Origin of the sequence: Myxococcus sp. CA040A (genome assembly GCF_013336725.1) — a bacterium.
Classification (GTDB): domain Bacteria; phylum Myxococcota; class Myxococcia; order Myxococcales; family Myxococcaceae; genus Myxococcus; species Myxococcus llanfairpwllgwyngyllgogerychwyrndrobwllllantysiliogogogochensis.
Window position 1 is genome coordinate 82,246 of sequence record NZ_JABUMR010000004.1, and the last position, 20,309, is coordinate 102,554.

The 20,309-nt window shown below is 65.9% G+C and carries 18 protein-coding genes; 1 reads left to right on the forward strand and 17 read right to left on the reverse strand.

Annotated features, from left to right (window positions below):
- The first annotated feature begins 112 nt into the window (after positions 1–112).
- Positions 113–1,483 (forward strand): hypothetical protein, encoded by a 1,371-nt coding sequence (locus HUA75_RS17415; protein WP_174487076.1) that lies wholly within the window; start codon positions 113–115, stop codon positions 1,481–1,483.
- Between the two features lie 24 nt (positions 1,484–1,507).
- Here the strand turns inward: HUA75_RS17415 and HUA75_RS17420 are convergent, their stop codons facing one another.
- From HUA75_RS17420 to secE, 17 genes are all read right to left on the reverse strand, one after another.
- Positions 1,508–2,512, reverse strand: a complete 1,005-nt coding sequence (locus HUA75_RS17420; RefSeq protein ID WP_174487077.1) for a carbohydrate kinase — start codon at positions 2,510–2,512, stop codon at positions 1,508–1,510.
- Between the two features lie 35 nt (positions 2,513–2,547).
- Positions 2,548–3,282, reverse strand: coding sequence for a DNA repair protein RecO (gene recO / locus HUA75_RS17425; protein WP_141642639.1), 735 nt, complete (start codon positions 3,280–3,282; stop codon positions 2,548–2,550).
- Between the two features lie 8 nt (positions 3,283–3,290).
- Positions 3,291–3,677, reverse strand: a complete 387-nt coding sequence (locus HUA75_RS17430) for a helix-turn-helix transcriptional regulator (protein ID WP_174458975.1) — start codon at positions 3,675–3,677, stop codon at positions 3,291–3,293.
- A gap of 19 nt (positions 3,678–3,696) precedes the next feature.
- Complete coding sequence (gene tgl, locus HUA75_RS17435) at positions 3,697–4,458, reverse strand: social motility TPR repeat lipoprotein Tgl (RefSeq protein WP_141642641.1); 762 nt, start codon at positions 4,456–4,458, stop codon at positions 3,697–3,699.
- A gap of 42 nt (positions 4,459–4,500) precedes the next feature.
- Positions 4,501–4,965 (reverse strand): social motility and stimulation tgl protein, encoded by a 465-nt coding sequence (locus tag HUA75_RS17440; RefSeq protein ID WP_141642642.1) that lies wholly within the window; start codon positions 4,963–4,965, stop codon positions 4,501–4,503.
- A 28-nt stretch (positions 4,966–4,993) separates the two neighbouring features.
- Positions 4,994–5,725 (reverse strand): hypothetical protein, encoded by a 732-nt coding sequence (locus tag HUA75_RS17445; protein WP_174487078.1) that lies wholly within the window; start codon positions 5,723–5,725, stop codon positions 4,994–4,996.
- 126 nt (positions 5,726–5,851) lie between these two features.
- On the reverse strand, positions 5,852–6,595 hold the full coding sequence (locus HUA75_RS17450; protein WP_141642644.1) for a lytic transglycosylase domain-containing protein: 744 nt from the start codon (positions 6,593–6,595) through the stop codon (positions 5,852–5,854).
- On the reverse strand, positions 6,592–6,942 hold the full coding sequence (locus HUA75_RS17455) for a phasin family protein (protein WP_141642645.1): 351 nt from the start codon (positions 6,940–6,942) through the stop codon (positions 6,592–6,594). The genes HUA75_RS17450 and HUA75_RS17455 overlap by 4 nt, the downstream gene beginning before the upstream one ends.
- 170 nt (positions 6,943–7,112) lie before the next feature.
- Positions 7,113–7,598: a hypothetical protein gene (locus tag HUA75_RS17460; RefSeq protein ID WP_141642646.1), complete on the reverse strand. Its 486-nt coding sequence runs from the start codon at positions 7,596–7,598 to the stop codon at positions 7,113–7,115.
- Positions 7,599–7,814: 216 nt separating this feature from the next.
- Positions 7,815–12,029: a DNA-directed RNA polymerase subunit beta' gene (rpoC, locus tag HUA75_RS17465; RefSeq protein WP_174487079.1), complete on the reverse strand. Its 4,215-nt coding sequence runs from the start codon at positions 12,027–12,029 to the stop codon at positions 7,815–7,817.
- A 130-nt stretch (positions 12,030–12,159) separates the two neighbouring features.
- Positions 12,160–16,392 (reverse strand): DNA-directed RNA polymerase subunit beta, encoded by a 4,233-nt coding sequence (gene rpoB, locus HUA75_RS17470; RefSeq protein ID WP_141642648.1) that lies wholly within the window; start codon positions 16,390–16,392, stop codon positions 12,160–12,162.
- A 179-nt stretch (positions 16,393–16,571) separates the two neighbouring features.
- Positions 16,572–16,943, reverse strand: coding sequence for a 50S ribosomal protein L7/L12 (gene rplL, locus HUA75_RS17475; protein WP_174462379.1), 372 nt, complete (start codon positions 16,941–16,943; stop codon positions 16,572–16,574).
- Between the two features lie 100 nt (positions 16,944–17,043).
- A complete protein-coding gene (gene rplJ / locus HUA75_RS17480) occupies positions 17,044–17,565 on the reverse strand; it encodes a 50S ribosomal protein L10 (protein WP_141642650.1) in 522 nt (173 codons plus the stop codon).
- A 388-nt stretch (positions 17,566–17,953) separates the two neighbouring features.
- The gene (gene rplA, locus HUA75_RS17485) at positions 17,954–18,667 is read right to left on the reverse strand and encodes a 50S ribosomal protein L1 (RefSeq protein ID WP_141642651.1); all 714 of its coding nucleotides are present in this window, start codon (positions 18,665–18,667) and stop codon (positions 17,954–17,956) included.
- 34 nt (positions 18,668–18,701) lie between these two features.
- Positions 18,702–19,148: a 50S ribosomal protein L11 gene (gene rplK, locus HUA75_RS17490; protein WP_141642652.1), complete on the reverse strand. Its 447-nt coding sequence runs from the start codon at positions 19,146–19,148 to the stop codon at positions 18,702–18,704.
- A 134-nt stretch (positions 19,149–19,282) separates the two neighbouring features.
- Positions 19,283–19,825 carry a transcription termination/antitermination protein NusG gene (nusG, locus tag HUA75_RS17495; RefSeq protein ID WP_011553122.1) on the reverse strand — a complete coding sequence of 181 codons (543 nt, stop codon included), beginning with the start codon at positions 19,823–19,825 and terminating at the stop codon, positions 19,283–19,285.
- Positions 19,825–20,268 (reverse strand): preprotein translocase subunit SecE, encoded by a 444-nt coding sequence (secE, locus tag HUA75_RS17500; protein ID WP_141642653.1) that lies wholly within the window; start codon positions 20,266–20,268, stop codon positions 19,825–19,827. The genes nusG and secE overlap by 1 nt, the downstream gene beginning before the upstream one ends.
- Positions 20,269–20,309: the final 41 nt, after the last annotated feature.

Genomic DNA, 20,309 nt, shown 5'->3' on the forward strand with positions numbered 1-20,309 from the left:
CAGGTCACAAGAAGTCCTCGTACACGACAGCCGCGAGAGCAGGCGCCTCGACTCCGACATGAGCGGCCCGTGCGCCTTGTATCCGACGGATGGGCCTTTCTAGCCTGTCCGCATGAACTCGATATTCAGGCTTTCATCCGCCCTGGGGCTCGTGGCCCTGGTGGCGGCATGCGATGGCGGCACCGGGGCGGAAGTGGCCACGCCGGCGGAGCCTCTCGCACGGTTCCAGCCTCTCGAGCTCAATCGCCGCGAATGGACCGCGACCCATGGCGGGGTCGACGGGTTTGGAGACCTGGCGGTTCAACCGGATGGCCACACCGCGCTCGTGGGCACGGCGAACTCGGACATCCTCGTCGCGCGGTTCGACCCACAGGGGCAGCTCTTGTGGAGCCGGCGATTTGGCGACGAGAACTACCAACAGGCCACGGGCATCAGCGTCGACTCGGAGGGCAACCTGGTCATCACGGGTGACTACTGGGGCTTGCTGGACTTTGGAGGAGGCCCGCTGCCCTGCCGTGGCGAGCCCGGCTACCCCCGCGCCTTCGTGGCGAAGTTCGCGGCCTCCGGCGAGCATGTCTGGAGCCGGTGCTTCGGAGATGGAGGGCAACAGCAGACGGGCACGCTCGCTGTGGCATCCGACGGAGACGTGTACGTGAGCGGCTACTTCGCGGGCTCCATCGACTACGGCGGCGGGCCGATTCCGGCGAAGGGGCCCTTGAACCAGTTCGTCGTGCGGCTCGCGGGAAGCAGCGGAGCGCCCGTGTGGAACAACCTCTACGAGGCGGGTCCGGTGAGCACCCTCGCGTCGCTGGCGGTGGACGCGGAGGGCAACCTCTTCATCAGCAGCGGCTATGTGGACACGCTGTCGTTCCATGGCGTGCCCTGGCTCTCCGTACCGGGCTTCAACGTCTACGTGCTGAAGCTGGACGCCCATGGCGAGCCCCTCTGGGCGAAGAGCTTCGGCCCGCTGAGAAACCAGACCTTCTGGCGGCTGGCCGCGGACTCATCGGGCAACGTCGTGGCGACGGGTGCGTTCATCGGCACGGTGGACCACGGAGGAGGTCCACTTTCGAGCGGCGACGGCGATGTGTTCGTCGTCTCGCTGGATGGCGAGGGCCACCATCGATGGAGCCGGAGCTTCGGCGGCCCGGGCTTCGACTGGGGCTATGACGTGGACGTCGACTTCGCGGGAATCGTGGTCGTGACGGGCTCGTTCAGCACGTCCATCGACTTCGGCGAAGGGCTTCTGACGAGCGCGGGCGGCGATGACATCTTCGTGGCGAAGCTGGGCCGCGATGGAGAGACGCGCTGGGGTCGCGCCTTCGGCGACGTCGGCAATCAATCCGCGATGCGCGTGGGAAGCGTGGGGCTGCGAGATGTCGTCCTGTGGGGGCGGCTCGTCGGCACCCTCGACTTCGGCTCGGGCCCGGTGACGGGGAGGTCCTCGTCGGACAGCTTCGTGACGAGAATCACCCCACCGTAGGCGAGCCCCCTGCCCTGTCGCGCCTCAACGAGCGACGGGGCGCGAAGGCCACACCGACGTGAGTTCTTCCGCGCGAGGCAGTCCCTCCACGGCACCCGGCTTCTCGACGACACGGGCGGCGACTTCGCAGGCGAACGTTGTCAGTGCCACGAGTTCCTCGCGCGTGGCGGACTCCAGCGCGCGGGCGCCGCCGTACCACCGCACCAGGCCGTGGAGCAGCGCCGCGACGAAGCCATCCCCTGCTCCGGTGGTGTCCACCACCCGGGCCCGTGGCGCGGGGACCTGAACCCGCTCACCGCGCCACAGGAACAGCGCGCCGCGCTCGCCCAGCGTCACCACCGGCAGCCGCACGCCGAGGGACGACAGTCGCGTCAGGGCCTCCTCGGGAGACTCCGTGCCCGTGACGAAGCCAATCTCTTCCTCGGACAGCTTCACCACGGTGCACAGGGGCAACATCCGCGCGAGCAGCCCCTTGAGCTGCTCCGGGTCCTCCCACGCGTGCAGGCGCAGGTTGGGGTCGCAGCTCACGATACGGTCCGCGTCACGCGCCAGGGTGAGCATCCGCACCGTGGCCGAGCGGGCCTCATCGCGCTGCAAGGAGTTGGAGCCACAGTGCACGGCCCGAGCCTGGAGCAGGAAGTCCGCGTCCACGTCGGTGTCGCCCAGGAGGAACTCCGCGGAGCGCGTCCGGAAGAAGGTGAAGCTGCGTTCACCTTTCGCATCCAGGGAGATGAACACCAGCCCCGTGCGAGCGTCCGGTGTCTGGCGCAGGTGGCTCACATTCACGCCCTCGTGAGCGAGTTGCTCGCGCAGGAAGTGGCCGAACTCGTCCGCACCCACCACGCCTAGCATCGCGGACCGAAGCCCCAGCCGAGCCAGCCCCACCGCGACGTTGGCGGGCGAGCCACCCGGACAGGGATGCCACGCGGCGACCTCGCGCACGCGCTTGCCCTGTTCGGAGGGAAGGAAGTCCACCAGCGTCTCACCGAAGCACACCACGTCCAGCGGCGACTCCTGCCCTTCGCTCATGGTTTCTCCCGAGTGGCGCGCACCGCGCCCCGTCGTCAGTCCAGGCCCACCTGGGCCATGAAGTCCACGCTCTTGAGGCGGCGCCCCAGGTGGTGGGCGATGAAGACGTTGAGCAATCCACGGGCTCGGGCGCGCAGGTCAGCCGGGAGCGGCGTGCGCTCGCCTTCCTGAAGCGCGCGCAGTCCAGAGAGCAGGGCCGCGGGGATGAGGACGGCTTCGCGTGCGCGCACGCTGCACGGCTCGCAGACAGCGCCACCGTGGGCCTGGTCGAACCGGGGACGCTCTCCGGGTTCGCCACCGCACAGCGAGCACGCATCGAAGCGCGGCATCAGGCCCGCGTGGGCCAGCGCCGACAGCTCGAACGCCAGGAGCGACGTGGGGCCCGCTTCCTTCGCATCCAGGCGGCGCAGGTAGTTCTCGAGCAGGAAGAAGAGCTCCGGCTGCGGCTCGTGGTCGCGAGTCAGCTCCCGGCACAGCTCCACGGCGTACAGGGCGCGGGCGATGAGCGACAGGTCCTCTCGCGCGGCGTAGTAGCCGGCGACGATGTCCGTGGTGTCCAGCCGCACGGTGGAGCCACGCGTCTCGACGATGTGCACCCGCAGCCGCATGAACGGCTCCAGCGCACCCGCGAAGCGCCGCTTGCTCTTGCGAGCCCCCGCGGCGAAGGCCGTCAGCTTCCCATGCTCGCGCGTCAGCAGCGTGACGAGTCGGTCAGCCTCGCCGTAGTCCACGGTGGACAGCACGAGCGCATCGTCGTCGTAGCGCTCCATGGCGTCCTTCAACGCGCGAGCGGAGAAGGAAGCTTCCCGCTCAACACGAGGAACAAGTAGACGCCGAGGGCCAGGGCCACCAGGAGGACGGACAGCCCCACGTAGGCCCGCTTGCGGCGCTCCTGCTCGAGCTGCGCGGGCGACGGAGAGGGCACCGAGCGGTCCACCTCTTCGTAGCGCAGCACCGCCTCCTCGGGGGACAGGCCGATGACCTGGGCATAGGCCTTGATGTAGTTCACCACGAAGATGCGTGAAGGCAGCCGCTCCACCTGCCCCGCTTCCAGGGCGGCGATGAGCGTCGGGGGAATCTTGGTCTCCCGCGCGACGTCCTCCAGGGACATGCCCCGGAGGTCGCGCTGCTGGCTCAGGTACTTGCCGAAGTCGACGTGGTCCACGGTACGTCCAGATAGCAGACTAGAGCTTTTCGAGCAGCCTTCGGCAGTCGTCCTTCATCTCCTGCTCGCTGGACTTCGCCTTGGCCTCGCAGAACTCGAAGGCCTGCTTGGCGGCATCCGCCTGCCCCTGCTTCGCCAGACAGACGCCTTCGCGCATGTGCGCTTCGGCCGCTTCTGGACAGTTCTCACGGAAGCGGGAGAACTGCCGGCACGACTCATCCAGCTTGCCCGTCTCGTCGTAGATGATGCCCAGGTTGCGGTAGCCCAGGCAGAAGCCGGGGTTGGTCGTCACCGACGCCTTGAGGCTCCCCACCCCGCGCGCCGTGTCGCCCTTCTTGTAGAGCGCCCAGCCCAGGTTGGCCTGGGCGATGTAGGGCGTCACGTAGAGCATGTCGTTGAGGACCTGCTCGTAGAGCTTGATGGCCTCGTCGTAGCGCGCCTGGTCCAGGTGGACGTTGGCCAGGTTGGTCCGGGCCTCGGAGAAGCCGGGCCGCACCTTCAGCGCGTGCTCGTAGTGCCCCACCGCCTCGGCCGGACGGCTGAAGGCCATGTGCAGGAGGATGCCCATGGCGTTGTGGGCCTCGGGGTAGTCCGGGTCGTTGTCCAGGGACACCTGCAGCTCGCGCAGCGCGTCCTGGAGGTGCCCCTGCTGCTGGGCCTGGAGCGCCAGGTCGTAGTGAATCTCCGCGCTGCGGCGCTCCTTCTCCGTGGGGGTATGGACACAACCGGAGAGCGCCAGCACGAGCGCGAGGGAGCAGGAGGCTGAGACGAGGCGGAGCATGGGAGCGGTTCTCGACGGCGGGAAGGAAGTGGGAGACGGGATTCAGAAGGCCGCGAGGAACCGGCCCAGGGTGGTGGTGACGTTCTTCTTCTCCTCAGCGCGCGCCTTCACCGCCGGCACGAGCTTGGGGTCCTTGAAGAAGACCGGCAGCGCCTTGAGCATTTCGTCCTGCTGCTCCGCCGGCTGCGCGCGCCAGTTGGCGTCATCCATCATGAAGCCGAGCGACTCGACGAAGGCGAGCGCCTCGCCCTCGTCGTCTCGGTACTCGTCCGCCGTCATGTTGCGGCGGCCGGACAGGTACACCGCGCAGTCCTCGGCCTCGGAGAGGTAGAGGTAGACGAAGACGGCTGCCCCCTGCCCTCCGCGGAGGCCCACGACGAACGCCTGTGACGGTCCGGCCTGCTTGCCGGGAATGGCCACATGCGGCGTGTTGAGCGAGGTGTGCAGCGCGAGGATCTGTTCGCGCGTCGCGGGAAGGCCGCGGTAGCGCTCATCCAGGTTGAACACGACGTGTCTCTCCGTGGCCCCTCCCCCGTCAGCGCGTGGTGAGGGTGAATTCCTGTGTGACGTCCTTCGACTCCGCCGCCGTTGTCTGGAAGCGGATGAGGGGGTTGTCGATCATCACGTTCCCACCCCCCTCGTTGCCCTCGCCGATGATGACCCGGAACACGTGCTTGGGCGAATCGCTGCGCCTCGAGCCCGTGCTGACCTTCCGCGCCATCAACATCACCTGGTTGCTCCCCGGCTGCAGGTGCTTGGTGACATCGACGACCACCTGGTCCTCATTGCCACGCAGCTTCCGGAGCCAGCGCGAGTTGACGTACACGTCGATGTCGTACTCCGTCATCCCCGGCACCGTCTGCTCCGTCACCAGCCAGTAGCGCTGGGTGATGCGCCCCGGCGTCGTGGCCACGGCGGGGGTGGCGGCGGCGGGAGGCGTCCCCTGCGCGGCGGCGGGCACGGCCATGGCCTGCGGCGTGGAGGGTTGCGCGGCGGCGGGAGTCGTCCCGGGAGTCGCGGGCGGCGCGGCGGCCTGCGCGGGAGCCGTCGGAGGAAGCGTCACGCTCGACGTGGACGCGCGGTAGCCCGGTGCGTCGATGTGGATGTTGCCGGCCTCGTCGATACGGACGGTGGCCTTCTCGAACTTCTGGTTGGTGACGCCGTCGATCAACACACCGTTGAGGTAGACGGAGCCCGCAAGGGCCCCCAGCGGGGACAACGCCACCAGGGCGGCGGCGAGTGCCGCGCTCGAAAACGGGCGATTCATGTAGTCACTCCTCGGAATCTCCAACAGTCCCGGGCACTTGCAACGCTTAGCGCACCCTGGGGAACGGGACAAGGCGCACATGTACCCGCTTGGAGCGGGCATGCGGCCTGGAGATTCACTGACGCGTCAGGGCGTCGGCTCGGCGCTGGGAACCTCGCGCTGCGCCAGGGCCCAGTCTCCACCCAGGCCATGGCCCTCGCGGAAGCGGCGGAAGTCGCGTCGCACCGCCCGCGGGTAGCGCCGGAAGCGCTCCAACTCGCCCTGCTTGATGGCGTTGCGGATGCGGGTGGGACCGGCGTTGTAGGCCATCAGCGCCAGCTCCAGGTCGCCACCGAAGCGGTCCTGGAGTGAGCGCAGGTAGCGGATGCCCAGCCGGACACAGAGGGCCGTGTCCGCCGTCACCTCTTCGCGGGACAGGCGCAGCCCTTCCTTCTCCGCCAGGAAGTGGAGCGTGCTGGGCTTGATCTGCATCAGCCCGCGGGCGCCCTTCTCGGAGACGGCCTCTTCGGCGAAGTCGGACTCCACGTCGATGAGGGCCAGCACGAGCAGCGGATCATACCCCGCCGTCCGAGCCTCCTCCGCGATGGCCTGTCCCAGCTGCCGCCGCAGGGTGAGCCCCAGGTCCGGCGCGCGGCGGGACAGCACGACGTCGATGAGGGAGGCTTCCGGAGAAGCACTCTCGGCCCCCACGCGCTCGGGGACGACGGGCTGCACCGGACGCTCTTCCAGCAGCGGCACCAGCCGCGCGGACATGACGAGCGCCACCCCTGCCAGCAAGGGGAGTCGGGAGCAGCCGGAACTCAGGGCGTGGAGAGATTCGAAGAACCGCGTACCGAAAGACCTCCCGCCCGTGTGGGCGGGGGCCTTCACTTACGTTGCTCCAGGGCCTGGATGCGCTCGGCCAGGCGGTCCAATCGGGAACCAAACGCCTGAAGTTCCTCGCGGCGGGGCAGCTTCATCCGGGTCAGCGCGGTACGGACCTTGTCTTCCACGTTGTGCTCCAGGTCCTTGCGGTGACCCGCCAGCCGGTCCGAGAACGCCTGGGCCTGACGCTTCACCTCGTCCTGGCTCCAGCCCGCCACGGCCGCCACCCGCTGTACGGCCCGGGAGGCTTCCTCTTCGGCAGTGTTCACGGCCAGGAGCGCCTGACTCCAGATGCGCTCAAAAGTTTCCGCGACAGGGTTCTTCTCTCGGGGGGCCTCGGGCTTGTTGTCCAATGGGTCTCTCCGGGAGGGGGTGCACCAGGCAAGCAAGCCTGGAACAGTCGAACGGACCTGCCACGTAATCACACCCCCGGGGTGAAGGAAACGAGAACGAGCCCCCTGCCCTGCTCCGTGTCCACTCGTGGAGTAGGTAGGGGGCACCAACCGTCAACCACGCGGCGCTCTCAGGCGCGCGGCGTGGTCTCGGAACCCTTCGCGGCGCCGTTGCGGCGGATGGGCTTGAGCAGCGCGTCCACCTTGCGCGACAGCTTGGACAACTCCTTGTTGATTTCCTGAAGCTGGGACTGGCTGGCCACGCCCACCGTCTCCACCACCCTGGCCTGCAGCCCATCCAGACGCTTGCGCAGCTCCGTGCCGGCCGCGTTCACCTTCGTTCCCAGCTCCTTCACGCGAGGGTCCGTCAGCAGCTCACCCGCCTGGAACTTCGTCCACAGCGACTGCGCCTCCTTGGTGGCCTCCACGCGGCGGGCGTCCAGCGCCTTCACCACCTTGCCGGCCTCGCCCTCCAGCTCCTCGATGCGCTTTTGCGCATGAGCGAGCTGGGCCTTCAGGAATACTTCCACGTTCGAAAGACCGCTCTTCACCGCCTCGGCGCTCGCCTCGGTCGTGGTCGTCTCGTTCTTCGTCGCCGCCTGCTTCGTCGTGGCCATGTCGTCTTCCCCTTTTCAGTCCTGGCGTCGCCGGGGGCTCACCCGGCGTGTCAAAAGTCTTCGCGCAAAACTTAACGCAGCGCGCCATCACCGTCAAGACCAACGTCCGGGAAGTCCGGATTTACTGGGGGCAGAAAATGAAACCGCCGCCCCGGTGCGAACACCGGGGCGGCGGAGGGAAGCAGGTCGGCACGCCCGGGGGGCGGCCGGTGGGCGCTAGGCGGCGCCGGTCGTCTGGGTGCCTTCCGAGCGCTGGGACGGCTGGGCCAGGGGGCCTCCGTCGCCATGGGCGCCCGCCAGAGCGGCCTCCATCTCGTTGACCTCGTCGGTCGGGCTCTCCACCTCGATGTCGAGGTGCTTGTAGTTCGGCAGGCCCGTGCCGGCGGGGATGAGCCGGCCCATGATGACGTTCTCCTTGAGGCCGCGCAGGTAGTCCACCTTGCCGTTGATGGCGGCCTCGGTGAGCACCTTGGTGGTCTCCTGGAAGGAAGACGCCGAGATGAACGACTCGGTGGAGAGCGAAGCCTTGGTGATGCCGAGCAGCAGCGGCTCACCCACGGCCGGGCGCTTGCCCTCGGCCATGATCTTCTCGTTCTCCTCCTCGAACACCCACTTCTCGACCTGCTCGTCGACGAGGAAGTTGGTGTCGCCCACGTCGGTGACGCGCACGCGGCGGAGCATCTGCCGGACGATCGTCTCGATGTGCTTGTCGTTGATCTTCACGCCCTGGAGTCGGTAGACCTCCTGCACTTCGTCCACCAGGTAGCGAGCGAGTTCCTTCTCGCCGAGCACCTTGAGGATGTCGTGCGGATTGGCCGCGCCGTCCATCATCGCCTCGCCGGCCTTCACGCGGTCGCCGGAGTGGACGCTGATGTTCTTGCCCTTGGAGATCAAATACTCCTTGGCCAGGTCCGTGCGCTGCTCGCCATTCACCTCGGGGGTGATGATGAGCTTGCGCTTGCCCTTGGTGTCCTTGCCGAACGACACCACGCCGTCGATCTCGGCGATGGCCGCGGCGTCCTTCGGCTTGCGCGCCTCGAAGAGTTCGGCCACGCGGGGCAGACCGCCCGTGATGTCCTTGGTCTTCGTCGTCTCGCGGGGCACCTTGGCGAGCACTTCGCCCGGGTGGATCTCATCGCCGTCGTTGACGGTGATGATGGAGCCCTGCGGCAGGAAGTAGCTCGCCGGGTTGCGGGACGAGGGCAGGTCCTTCGTGTTGCCCTGGGCGTCGCGGATGGAGACGCGCGGACGCGCTTCCGGATCCTTGGACTCGATGATGGTCTTCCGGGACAGGCCGGTGACCTCGTCGAGCGTCTCGGACATCGTCACACCTTCGATGATGTCCTCGTACCGGACGGTGCCGCCGACCTCGGTGAGCAGCGGAATCGCGAACGGATCCCACTCGGCCACGAGCGTACCCGGCTCGATGCGCTGCCCTTCCTTGATGAGGATGCGGGCGCCGTAGATGATCTGGTAGCGCTCGCGCTCACGGCCGGAGTCGTCGACCACGACGAGCTCGCCGTTGCGGTTCATCGCGACCAGGGTGCCATCCACCTTCTGCACCGTGGTGAGACCCGCGAACTTCACCTTACCGGCGTAGCGGTTCTCCAGGCTGGACTGCTCCGCGCGCCGAGTCGCCGCGCCACCGATGTGGAAGGTGCGCATCGTCAGCTGCGTACCCGGCTCACCGATGGACTGCGCCGCGATGACGCCGACGGCCTCGCCCACGGACACCTTCCGGCCGCGGGCCAGATCACGTCCGTAGCACTCCACGCAGATGCCGCGCTTGGCCTGGCACGTGAGCACCGAGCGGATCTTCACCTTGTCCAGACCGCTGTTCTCGATGCGGCGGACGCGCTCCTCGTCGATCTCCTCGTTGGCGCGCACCAGCACCTCGCCCGTGACGGGGTCGAGGATGTCATCGAGGGCCACGCGGCCCAGGATGCGCTCGCCGAGGGGCTCGATGATCTCTCCGCCTTCGACCAGGGCGCCGATGAACAGACCGTCCATGGTGCCGCAGTCGTACTCGTTGATGATGGCGTCCTGCGCCACGTCGACGAGGCGGCGGGTGAGGTAACCGGAGTTGGCCGTCTTGAGCGCCGTGTCCGCCAGACCCTTACGAGCGCCGTGCGTGGAGATGAAGTACTGCAGCACGGAGAGGCCCTCGCGGAAGTTCGCGGTGATGGGCGTCTCGATGATTTCGCCGGAGGGCTTCGCCATCAGGCCGCGCATACCGGCCAGCTGGCGAATCTGCTGGGCGCTACCACGCGCGCCAGAGTCGGCCATGATGTAGATGGGGTTGAACGAGGGCTGCTTGCGCGACTCGCGCTTGCCGTCCTTGTCCCCGGAGGTCTCCTCCTGGGAGATCTGCTGCATCATCTCCTGGGCGACCTTCTCGGTGACCTCGGCCCAGATATCGATGACCTTGTTGTAGCGCTCACCGTCGGTGATGAGGCCCTCGAGGTACTGGTTCTCGATCTCCGCCACTTCCTTGCGCGCGTAGTCCAGGAACTCCTGCTTCTTCGCAGGGATGATCATGTCCTTGAGCGCGATGGAGATGCCGGCGCGGGTCGCGTTGTAGTAGCCGAGGCTGCGAATGCGGTCCGCGAGCAGCACCGTCTCCTTCTCGCCAGTGAGGCGATAGCAGAGGTCGATGAGGCCGCCGAGCGACTTCTTGTCGAGCACCTTGTTGATGGCGTCGAAGCCCACGCGGCGCGGCACCACTTCCCACAGGAGGACGCGGCCGACGGTGGTCTCCTTGCGGACGCCATCGATGCGGCAGACGACCTTCGCCTGCAGGTGCACCTCGCCGTGGTCGTGCGCGGCGCGCACCTCGTCGGGCGAGCTGAACACACGACCCTCGCCGTTGGCGAACTCGCGGGCGCGGGTCATGTAGTAGATGCCGAGCACCATGTCCTGCGTCGGGACGATGATGGGCTTGCCGTTCGCGGGGCTGAGGATGTTGTTCGTCGACATCATCAGCACGCGGGCTTCCATCTGAGCTTCGATGGAGAGCGGCACGTGCACGGCCATCTGGTCACCGTCGAAGTCGGCGTTGAACGCCGCGCAGACGAGCGGGTGCAGCTGGATGGCCTTGCCTTCGATGAGCACGGGCTCGAAGGCCTGCATGCCCAGGCGGTGCAGCGTGGGGGCGCGGTTGAGGAGCACCGGGTGCTCGCGGATGACGTCCTCGAGGATGTCCCAGACCTCGGGACGCTCCTTCTCCACCATCTTCTTCGCCGACTTGATGGTGGTGACGTAACCCTTCTCTTCGAGCTTGTTGTAGATGAACGGCTTGAACAGCTCGAGCGCCATGATCTTCGGCAGGCCGCACTGGTGCAGGCGCAGCTCGGGACCGACGACGATGACGGAGCGGCCCGAGTAGTCCACGCGCTTGCCGAGCAGGTTCTGACGGAACCGGCCCTGCTTGCCCTTGAGCATGTCGGACAGCGACTTGAGCGGCCGCTTGTTCGGGCCGGTGATGGTCTTGCCGCGGCGACCGTTGTCGAACAGCGCGTCCACCGCCTCCTGCAGCATCCGCTTCTCGTTGCGGATGATGATGTCAGGGGCGTTGAGCTCCTGGAGGCGCTTGAGTCGGTTGTTGCGGTTGATGACGCGACGGTAGAGGTCGTTCAGGTCGGAGGTCGCGAAGCGGCCACCGTCGAGGGGAACGAGCGGGCGCAGGTCCGGCGGAATCACCGGAATCACGTCCAGCATCATCCACTCGGGCTTGTTGCCGGAGACGCGGAACGCCTCGGCCACCTTCAGGCGCTTGGCGTACTTCTTCCGCTTCGCCTCGCTGGTGGTCTCGCGCATGTCCTTGCGCAGGTCCTCGGACAGCCGCTCCACGTCCAGCGCCTTGAGCATCTCGCGGACGGCCTCGCCGCCCATGCCCGTGGTGAAGGAGTCCTCACCGTGCTCCTGGTAAAGCCGGTGCATCTTCTCTTCGCTGATGAGCTCGCCCTTGGTCAGCGGCGTCGACTTGGGGTCGAGGACGATGTAGCTCTCGCAGTAGAGGACCTTCTCCAGCTCCTTGAGCGTGATGTCGAGCAGGTTGCCGATGCGGCTCGGCAGGGACTTGAGGAACCAGATGTGGGCCACCGGCGTGGCCAGGGTGATGTGACCCAGGCGCTCGCGGCGGACCTTCGACTGGATGACCTCCACGCCACACTTCTCACACACCACGCCGCGGTGCTTCATGCGCTTGTACTTGCCGCAGTTGCACTCGTAGTCCTTCACCGGCCCGAAGATGCGGGCGCAGAACAGGCCGTCACGCTCCGGCTTGAACGTGCGGTAGTTGATGGTCTCCGGCTTCTTCACCTCGCCATGGGACCACTGGCGGATCTTGTCGGGCGACGCCAGCGCGATGCGGATGGCGTTGAACGACAGCGGGTCCTTCGGCTTCTCGAAGAAGTTGAAAATGTCCTTCACGTTGCCTCCGAAATCTCGTGAGGCGTCCCCCGTGGGGAACGCCAGCTGATTCGGGCCCCCGCCCCGGACCCGGCCGCGCCCACCCTTTTCAGGGTGGCGGGCGGCCGGTCAGGCGGGCGCTCCGGCTCTCTCAGGCGTCGGTACCGGTCTTCCGGTCTTCGCCGTCACCACCACCACCCAGGAAGTCACCGCCGAAGCTGCGCTGCCGCTCCGGGGGTGCGCTCTCCAGCAGCTCGACGTCGAGCGCGAGTGACTGGAGCTCCTTGAGGAGCACGTTGAACGACTCGGGCAGGCCGCTCTCCAGGACGTTGTCGCCCTTGACGATGGCCTCGTACATGCGCGTGCGGCCCACCACGTCGTCCGACTTGACGGTGAGGAATTCCTGCAGCGTGTACGCCGCGCCGTAGGCCTCCATCGCCCAGACTTCCATCTCTCCCAGTCGCTGACCGCCGAACTGCGCCTTGCCGCCCAGCGGCTGCTGGGTGACGAGCGAGTAGGGACCAATGGACCGGGCGTGGATCTTCTCGTCCACCAGGTGGTGCAGCTTCAGCATGTACATGACGCCGACGGTGACGTTCTGGTCGAACGGCTCACCCGTGCGCCCGTCGAAGAGCACCATCTGGCCCGTGCGGGGCAGCTTCCCCTCGTCCAGCAGCTGGTGGATCTCCAGCTCGTGCGCGCCGTCGAACACCGGCGTGGCCACGTGGATACCCCGCTTGGAGCGACGGCAGAGCTGCTTGATCTCCTCCTCGTCCAGCTTGTCGAGGAACTCGCCGAACGCGGTCTCCTCACCGTAGATGGCCTTGAGGCGGACCTTGATGGCGTCAGCGCTCCAGTTGTCCTCCACGTAGCGCTGCAGCGCCTCGCCAGTGCCCTTGGCGGCCCAGCCCAGGTGCGTCTCGAGGATCTGCCCGATGTTCATGCGGCTGGGAACGCCGAGCGGGTTGAGGACGATGTCCACCGGACGGCCATCCTCCAGGTACGGCATGTCCTCCTCGGGGAGGATGCGGGACACGACGCCCTTGTTTCCGTGGCGGCCGGCCATCTTGTCGCCCACGGCCAGCTTGCGCTTGATGGCGACGTACACCTTCACCATCTTGATGACGCCAGGAGGCAGCTCGTCGCCCTTCTTGATACGGGCGATCTTCTCGCCGAAGGCCAGCTTCACGGCCTCCTTCGTCTCCTCCAGGTTGCGGAGGATGTCGCGCACGCGAGAGTCGAGCGGGTCGCCGACGGAGATCTCGCCCCAGTACTTGTAGGGCACGGTGGCCAGCAGCGCGTCGTCGAGGATGTCCCCCTTCTTCAGGAGGATCTTCCCCTTGTCGTCCACGAGCTTGCCCTGGACCTCCTTGCCACGCACCAGCGCGCGGATGCGGCCGATGGCGCTGTCCTGGAGGACCTTGATCTCGTCGTTCTGGTCCTTGAGGAGCTTCGCCTCCTCCATGGACTCGATCTGCTTGGCGCGTTCGTCCTTCTCCACGCCCTTGCGGCTGAACACCTTGGCGTTGATGACGGTGCCCACCACGCCCGGAGGCACGCGCAGGGAGCTGTCACGAACGTCGCCGGCCTTCTCGCCGAAGATGGCTCGCAGCAGCTTCTCTTCGGGAGACAGCTGCGTCTCGCCCTTCGGGGTGATCTTGCCCACCAGCACGTCGCCGGGCTTCACCTCGGCGCCGATGCGGATGATGCCGCTCTCGTCGAGGTCCTTGAGGGCTTCCTCACCCACGTTCGGGATGTCGCGGGTGATCTCTTCCTTGCCCAGCTTGGTGTCTCGCGCGATGCACTCGAACTCTTCGATGTGGATCGACGTGAAGACGTCATCCTTCTGGATGCGCTCGCTGATGAGGATGGAGTCCTCGAAGTTGTAGCCCTGCCACGGCATGAACGCGACGACCACGTTCTGGCCCAGCGCCAGCTCACCCGTCTCGGTGGCCGGGCCGTCGGCGATGACGTCACCCTTCCGGACCTTGTCGCCCTTGCTGATGATGGGCTTCTGGTTGAGGCAGGTGTTCTGGTTGGAGCGCTGGTACTTGAGCAGGTTGTAGATGTCGACCTCGCTCGAGACGTCGCTGAGCGAAGCGGGCACGTCCGCCTTCACCACGATGCGGCCGGCGTCCACGCTCTCCACCGTGCCGTCGCGCTTGGCCACGCACGTCACGCCGGAGTCGCGCGCGACGATGGCCTCGATGCCCGTACCCACCAGCGGAGCGCTGGTGCGCAGCAGGGGCACCGCCTGGCGCTGCATGTTGGAGCCCATGAGGGCGCGGTTGGCGTCGTCGTTCTCCAGGAACGGGATGAGCGACGCGGCCACCGACACCAGCTGGTTCGGAGACACGTCCATCAGGTCCACGTCCTCGGCGCGAGCCTGGACGAACTCACCGCCGCGGCGGCTGGACACGAGCGCGTTGACGAACTTGCCCTTCTTGTCCGTCTCGGCGTTCGCCTGACCGATGGTGTGCTTCTCCTCCTCAAGCGCCGAGTAGAAGGCCACGTCCGTCGTCACGATGCCCGCTTCGACCTTCCGGTACGGGGTCTCGACGAAGCCGAACTCGTTGACGCGCGCATAGGTCGACAGCGACGCGATGAGGCCGATGTTCGGACCTTCCGGCGTCTCGATGGGGCAGATGCGGCCGTAGTGCGTCGGGTGCACGTCGCGCACCTCGAAGCCGGCGCGCTCGCGGGTGAGACCGCCGGGCCCGAGCGCGGACAGACGACGCTTGTGCGTCACCTCGGACAGGGGGTTCGTCTGGTCCATGAACTGCGACAGCTGGCTGGACCCGAAGAACTCCTTGATGACCGCCGTGACGGGCTTGGCGTTGATGAGATCGTGCGGCATGAGCGTCTCGATCTCCTGGAGGCTCATGCGCTCCTTGATCGCCCGCTCCATGCGAACCAGACCGATGCGGTACTGGTTCTCCAGCAGCTCACCCACCGCGCGCACCCGGCGGTTGCCGAGGTGGTCGATGTCGTCGATGGTGCCCTTGCCGTTCTTCAGATCGATCAGGTAGCGGATCACCTCGAGGATGTCCCGCTTGGTGAGGATCTGCCCGTCGAGAGGCTCCTCGAGGCCGAACTTGAAGTTCAACTTGAGGCGACCGACCTTGGACAGGTCGTAGCGCTCGGGGTTGAAGAACAGGTTGGTGAACAGGTTGATCGCCGTCTCCGGCGTCGGGGGATCGCCAGGACGCAGGCGGCGGTAGATCTCCATGATGGACTGCTCGGGCGTCTCGAGCTTGTCCAGCATCAACGTCTCACGCAGGTACGGACCCACGTTGAGGTTGTCGATGAAGAGGACCTTGAACTCCTTGATGTTGCGCTTCAGGAGCTCGTCGACCTTGTCCTGCGAGACTTCCTCGTTGCACTCGAGGATGACCTCACCGGTGTTCTCGTCCACCACGTCGTAGGCGGACACCTTCGTGAAGAGCTCATCCGCGTCGATGGGGAGCGTCTTCATCTTCGCCGCTTCGAGCTTCTTGATGGCGGCGCGGGTGAACTTGCGGTTCTTCTTGACGATGAGCTCGCCCGTCTTCGTCTTGATGTCGCGGGTGGCTCGCTGGCCCGGGAGCAGCTCCAGCTCGACGCTCTTCTCGAAGTCCGTCGCGCTCTGGAGGTAGATGGTCTCCGTGGCGTAGTAGTAGTTGAGGATCTCCTCGGTGGAGCCCTTGAACTCCAGCGGGTTCTTCTTCGCGGTGTCGCTGACGGCGCCCAGGGCGCGGATGAGCACCGTCGCGGGCAGCTTGCGCCGGCGGTCGATGCGCACGTACAGCAGGTCCTTGTGGTCGAACTCGAAGTCGATCCACGAACCGCGGTAGGGGATGATGCGGGCGTTGTAGAGCAGCTTGCCAGACGAGTGGCTCTTGCCCTTGTCGTGGTCGAAGAAGGCACCCGGGCTGCGGTGCAGCTGGCTGACCACCACGCGCTCGGTTCCGTTGATGATGAAGGTGCCGTTCTGGGTCATCAGCGGGATTTCCCCGAAGTAGACCTCCTGCTCCTTCACGTCACGGATGGACTGGGCGCCAGTCTCCTCATCCTTGTCCCACACCACCAGGCGGACCACGACCTTGATGGGGGCGGAATAGGTCATCCCGCGCTGGTGGCACTCGTCGACGTCGTACTTCGGCTTCTCCAGGTGGTAGCTGACAAACTCCAGGGACGACGTCTCGTTGAAGTCCCGAATCGGGAATACCGAGTTGAAGACACCCTGAAGTCCGACGTCCTCACGCTTCTCCGGGGCGATATCGGCCTGGAGGAACTTCTCGTAGGACTGCTTCTGGATGTTGATAAGATTGGGAATGTCGATGATCTTCGCGATCTTGGCGAAGGTCTTCCGCACGCGGAAATTGTTCTGGATCTGCGTCGGCATTCTGGCTCCGGGGACGGCTGCTCGGGCGGGGCAAACATCAATAACGCGCGGCGGCGCCGGGAAATTTGCAACTGTCAAATGGGCAAAGCCGGCAGCCCCCCTCACTGGGAGCGCCGGCCTGCTCATTCGGTCAGGAAGCTGCTTGGGAATTCCCGGAAACCAAGCAGCTCCTGTTCGACTTACTTGACGTCGACGGTGGCGCCAGCGGCAACGAGCTGGTCCTTGATCTTCTTGGCGTCGTCCTTGTTGACGCCTTCCTTGACCGTCTTGGGCGCGCCCTCGACCAGGTCCTTGGCCTCCTTCAGGCCCAGGCCGGTGATGGCGCGGATCTCCTTGATGACGTTGATCTTGTTGGCGCCGGCGTTCGCCAGCACCACCGTGAACTCCGTCTTCTCCTCAACAGGAGCGGCGGTGGCGGCGGCAGGGCCAGCAACGACGGCGGCGGCCGCGGCGGAGACGCCCCACTTCTCCTCGAGGGCCTTCACCAGGTTGGCGGCCTCGATGATGGTCAGGGAGGAAAGCGAATCAACGATTGCGTTCAGGTCAGCCATGGAACTGTGTCCTTCTTGGATTGACTAACGGCCTTACTCCCAAAGGGAGGAACGGCCGAAAAGGTGGGTGTAGAAAAACTTCTCGGACAGATGAGGAAAACTACCCCTGCGACTTGTCCGCGTGGGCCTGAATGACCCGCGCGAGCTGCGTACCCGGGGCGGCAATCGTCCGAACCAGCTTGGTAGCCGGCTGGGTGATCATCCCGAGCAACTGCGCTCGGAGTTCGTTGAGACCCGGCAGCTTCGCCAGCTGCTTGACACCGGCGGCGTCGACCTTGCGGCCGTCGACCACGGCGCTGCGGATCTTGATCTTGTCCTCGAGGTCCTTCGTGAACTCGGTCAGGATCTTCGCCGGGGCCACCACATCGCCGTAGCTGATGCACAGCGCCACGGGACCCGTGAAGTCATCAGCGATGACAGCCACGTCCGTGCCCTGCGCCGCACGACGCGCCAGCGTGTTCTTGATGACCTTGTACTCGACGTTGCCCTCACGGAACTTCCGGCGCAGCTTCGTCACCGTCTCCACATCCACCTTGGAGAACTCGGCAACGACGGCCGACTTGGTCCGCGAGAACTTCTCGTGGAGTTCCTTGATCATCTCCTCCTTCTCGCTCTTCAGCACTTTGACTCACCTCCTTACTGGCCCGTCTTCCGACGGGCGTGATGCCTGGGCCAAAGTGGCAGAGCGAGAGGAGTCTCCGAGAGACACCACAACGCACCTCCAGTCTCGGCAGGGCTGGCCTTTCGGCCGTTTGAACCCGACAGGGGAAGCCATGCCCCGACCGGTTGTCCGGTTCCCAACGGGGCACTTCTCCTCTGACCGGGTCCCTGCTGTCATGAACCAGGTCGGAACACCCGTCTCACGACGTGGCGCTCCAATTGCAAAAGCCGGGGGCCTATACCCCCGGCTTCAGCAAAGATCCAGAACTTTCGAACCTGAGACGTCAGGCGAGCGGCGCCTCTGACACCCCCTGTGCGGGGATGGGAGCGCCGCCCTGCCTGCTGTCCGCCTAGCGGTGGCGGGCCAGAATCTCCTGGGTATCGATCTTGATGCCCGGGCCCATCGTCGTCGAGATGGCGATGCCCTTCAGGTACACGCCCTTGGCGGTGGCCGGCTTGAGCTTCATCACCAGGTCCACCAGCGCGTTGAAGTTGCCCTCGAGCTTGTCCACCGCGAAGGAGGCCTTGCCCATCTTCGCGTGGACGATGCCGGCCTTCTCCGCGCGGAAGTCGACCTTACCGCCCTTCGCGTCGCGGATGGCCTTGGCCACGTCCATGGTCACCGTGCCGACCTTCGGGTTCGGCATGAGGCCACGGGGACCGAGCACCTTACCGAGGCGACCGACGATACCCATCATGTCGGGCGTCGCGATGACGGTGTCGAAGTCGAGGAAACCCTCCTCGATGCGCTTCTGGAGATCCTCCGCGCCGACGATGTCCGCACCCGCGTTGCCAGCCTCGGTGGCGCGCTCGCCCTTCGCGAACACGGCCACGCGCACGGTGGCACCCGTGCCGTTGGGCAGAACCACGGCGCCACGGACCATCTGGTCCGCGTGCTTGGGGTCCACACCCAGGTTGATGGCGACATCGACCGTCTGGTCGTACTTCGACGCCCGCGCATCCACCGTCTTCTTCAGGAGCTGAAAGCCCTCGGCGATGCTGTAGCGCTTCTCGCGATCCACCAGCGTGGCGGCCGCGCGGAACTTCTTCCCATTCTGAGCCATGACAGAAATCCTCGTCCGTGAGTGGGGCGGCGGCTTAGCCGACGACTTCGATGCCCATGGAGCGCGCGGTGCCAGCAATGGTGTTCATGCAGGCCTCAAGCGACGCGGCGGTGGTGTCCTGAATCTTCTTCGTGGCGATCTCCTCGAGCTGCTTCCGGGTGATCTGCCCCACCTTCTCCTTGCCAGGCTTCTTCGCGCCCGAACCCTTCTTCTTGTCGGTGTGCAGGCCCGCCGCCTTCTTGATGAGGACGGCCGCCGGAGGCGTCTTGAGGATGAAGGTGAAGGAGCGGTCCTGATAGACGGTGATGATCACCGGGATGATCAGTCCCTCCTTGGCCTCCGCCTGCGTCTTCGCGTTGAACTGCTTGCAGAACTCCATGATGTTCACGCCCTGCTGACCGAGCGCGGGGCCGATCGGCGGAGCGGGGTTCGCCTTGCCGGCGGGAATCTGCAGCTTGACCTGACCTGTGACCTTCTTCATCGGCTGACTACTGCCTTTCGAGGGGGTGGTCCTGACGGGCCTCCAGACGGGGAGGCCCTCCCACCCATGGAACCGCGCCCCGAAGGGCGCGGAAGGTGTGCGAGGCGCGCTCTACCCGAGCCGCCCGCGAAAAACTAGCCGGTGGTCTTCTCCACCTGCATGAAGTCCAGCTCCACGGGAGTGGCGCGACCGAAGATGCTCACGAGCACCTTCACGCGACCCTTCTCCGCGTTGACCTCTTCCACCGTGCCGTTGAAGTTGGCGAAGGGCCCGTCAATGACGCGCACCGTGTCACCATCGTCGAACTGCACCTTGGGCTTGGGCTTGAGCGTGCCCTCGGAGATCTGCGACGTGAGCCGCGCGACCTCCTGGTCCGAGATGGGCAGGGGGTTCTGGTTCTGCACCGTCCCGGGGAAGCCGGTGATCTTCGGCGTGTTCTTCACCAGGTGGAGCGTCCGGTCGTTCAGCTCCATCTGCACGAAGATGTAGCCCGGGAAGAACTTGCGGCGAGACGTCTTCTTCTCGCCCTTCACCATCTCCACGACCTGCTCCATGGGGATGAGGATTTCACCGAACTGGTCCTGCAACCCCTCGAGCCGAACCTTCTCCTCCAGGCTCTTCTTCGCCTGGTTCTCGAAGTTCGAGTAGGTGTGGACCACGTACCATTTCATGGCCATTACAGCTTCCCCCACAGGGCCGGCAGCCACTCCACCATCAAGTTGTACGCGACGGTGTCGATGCAGAAGAGCAGCACCGCGGCGACAAGCGAGGCGACGACCACGGCCATGGTCGACGTCCGGGTCTCCGGCCAGGTAGGCCAGGAGACCTTCATCAACTCGGACGCGACCTCCATGGAGAGCGTGTGCGTCTTTGGATGGAAGAATCCGACCAGCGCAAGCCCCACGGCCACCAGGTAGCCCACGAGGGTGGACACCTTCCAATCCAACCCCTCGATGAGAACCGAGTCGGGCCATCCGAAGCTGGCCCACAACGCCCCAAAGAGGCGCTCCAGGAACAGCGCCAGGATGATGCCGGCGAGGAGGTAGAAGATGACCACGAGCCGCTTCGGATCCATCGCCGAGCGGTTAGCCTGCTGGCTGGCCTCTGATGCCGTCGCCATGGTGCCTCACGAGGTACTGCGAATGCGAAATTTTACGAACT

Coding starts and splice junctions, on each gene's coding strand:
- rpoB (WP_141642648.1), bottom strand. CDS start 16,392: ATGCCGACGCAGATCCAGAACAATTTCCGCGTGCGGAAGACCTTCGCC.
- HUA75_RS17460 (WP_141642646.1), bottom strand. CDS start 7,598: ATGGCCACGACGAAGCAGGCGGCGACGAAGAACGAGACGACCACGACC.
- rplL (WP_174462379.1), bottom strand. CDS start 16,943: ATGGCTGACCTGAACGCAATCGTTGATTCGCTTTCCTCCCTGACCATC.
- rplK (WP_141642652.1), bottom strand. CDS start 19,148: ATGAAGAAGGTCACAGGTCAGGTCAAGCTGCAGATTCCCGCCGGCAAG.
- HUA75_RS17445 (WP_174487078.1), bottom strand. CDS start 5,725: ATGAATCGCCCGTTTTCGAGCGCGGCACTCGCCGCCGCCCTGGTGGCG.
- rplA (WP_141642651.1), bottom strand. CDS start 18,667: ATGGCTCAGAATGGGAAGAAGTTCCGCGCGGCCGCCACGCTGGTGGAT.
- tgl (WP_141642641.1), bottom strand. CDS start 4,458: ATGCTCCGCCTCGTCTCAGCCTCCTGCTCCCTCGCGCTCGTGCTGGCG.
- HUA75_RS17420 (WP_174487077.1), bottom strand. CDS start 2,512: ATGAGCGAAGGGCAGGAGTCGCCGCTGGACGTGGTGTGCTTCGGTGAG.
- secE (WP_141642653.1), bottom strand. CDS start 20,268: ATGGCGACGGCATCAGAGGCCAGCCAGCAGGCTAACCGCTCGGCGATG.
- nusG (WP_011553122.1), bottom strand. CDS start 19,825: ATGGCCATGAAATGGTACGTGGTCCACACCTACTCGAACTTCGAGAAC.
- recO (WP_141642639.1), bottom strand. CDS start 3,282: ATGGAGCGCTACGACGACGATGCGCTCGTGCTGTCCACCGTGGACTAC.
- HUA75_RS17415 (WP_174487076.1), top strand. CDS start 113: ATGAACTCGATATTCAGGCTTTCATCCGCCCTGGGGCTCGTGGCCCTG.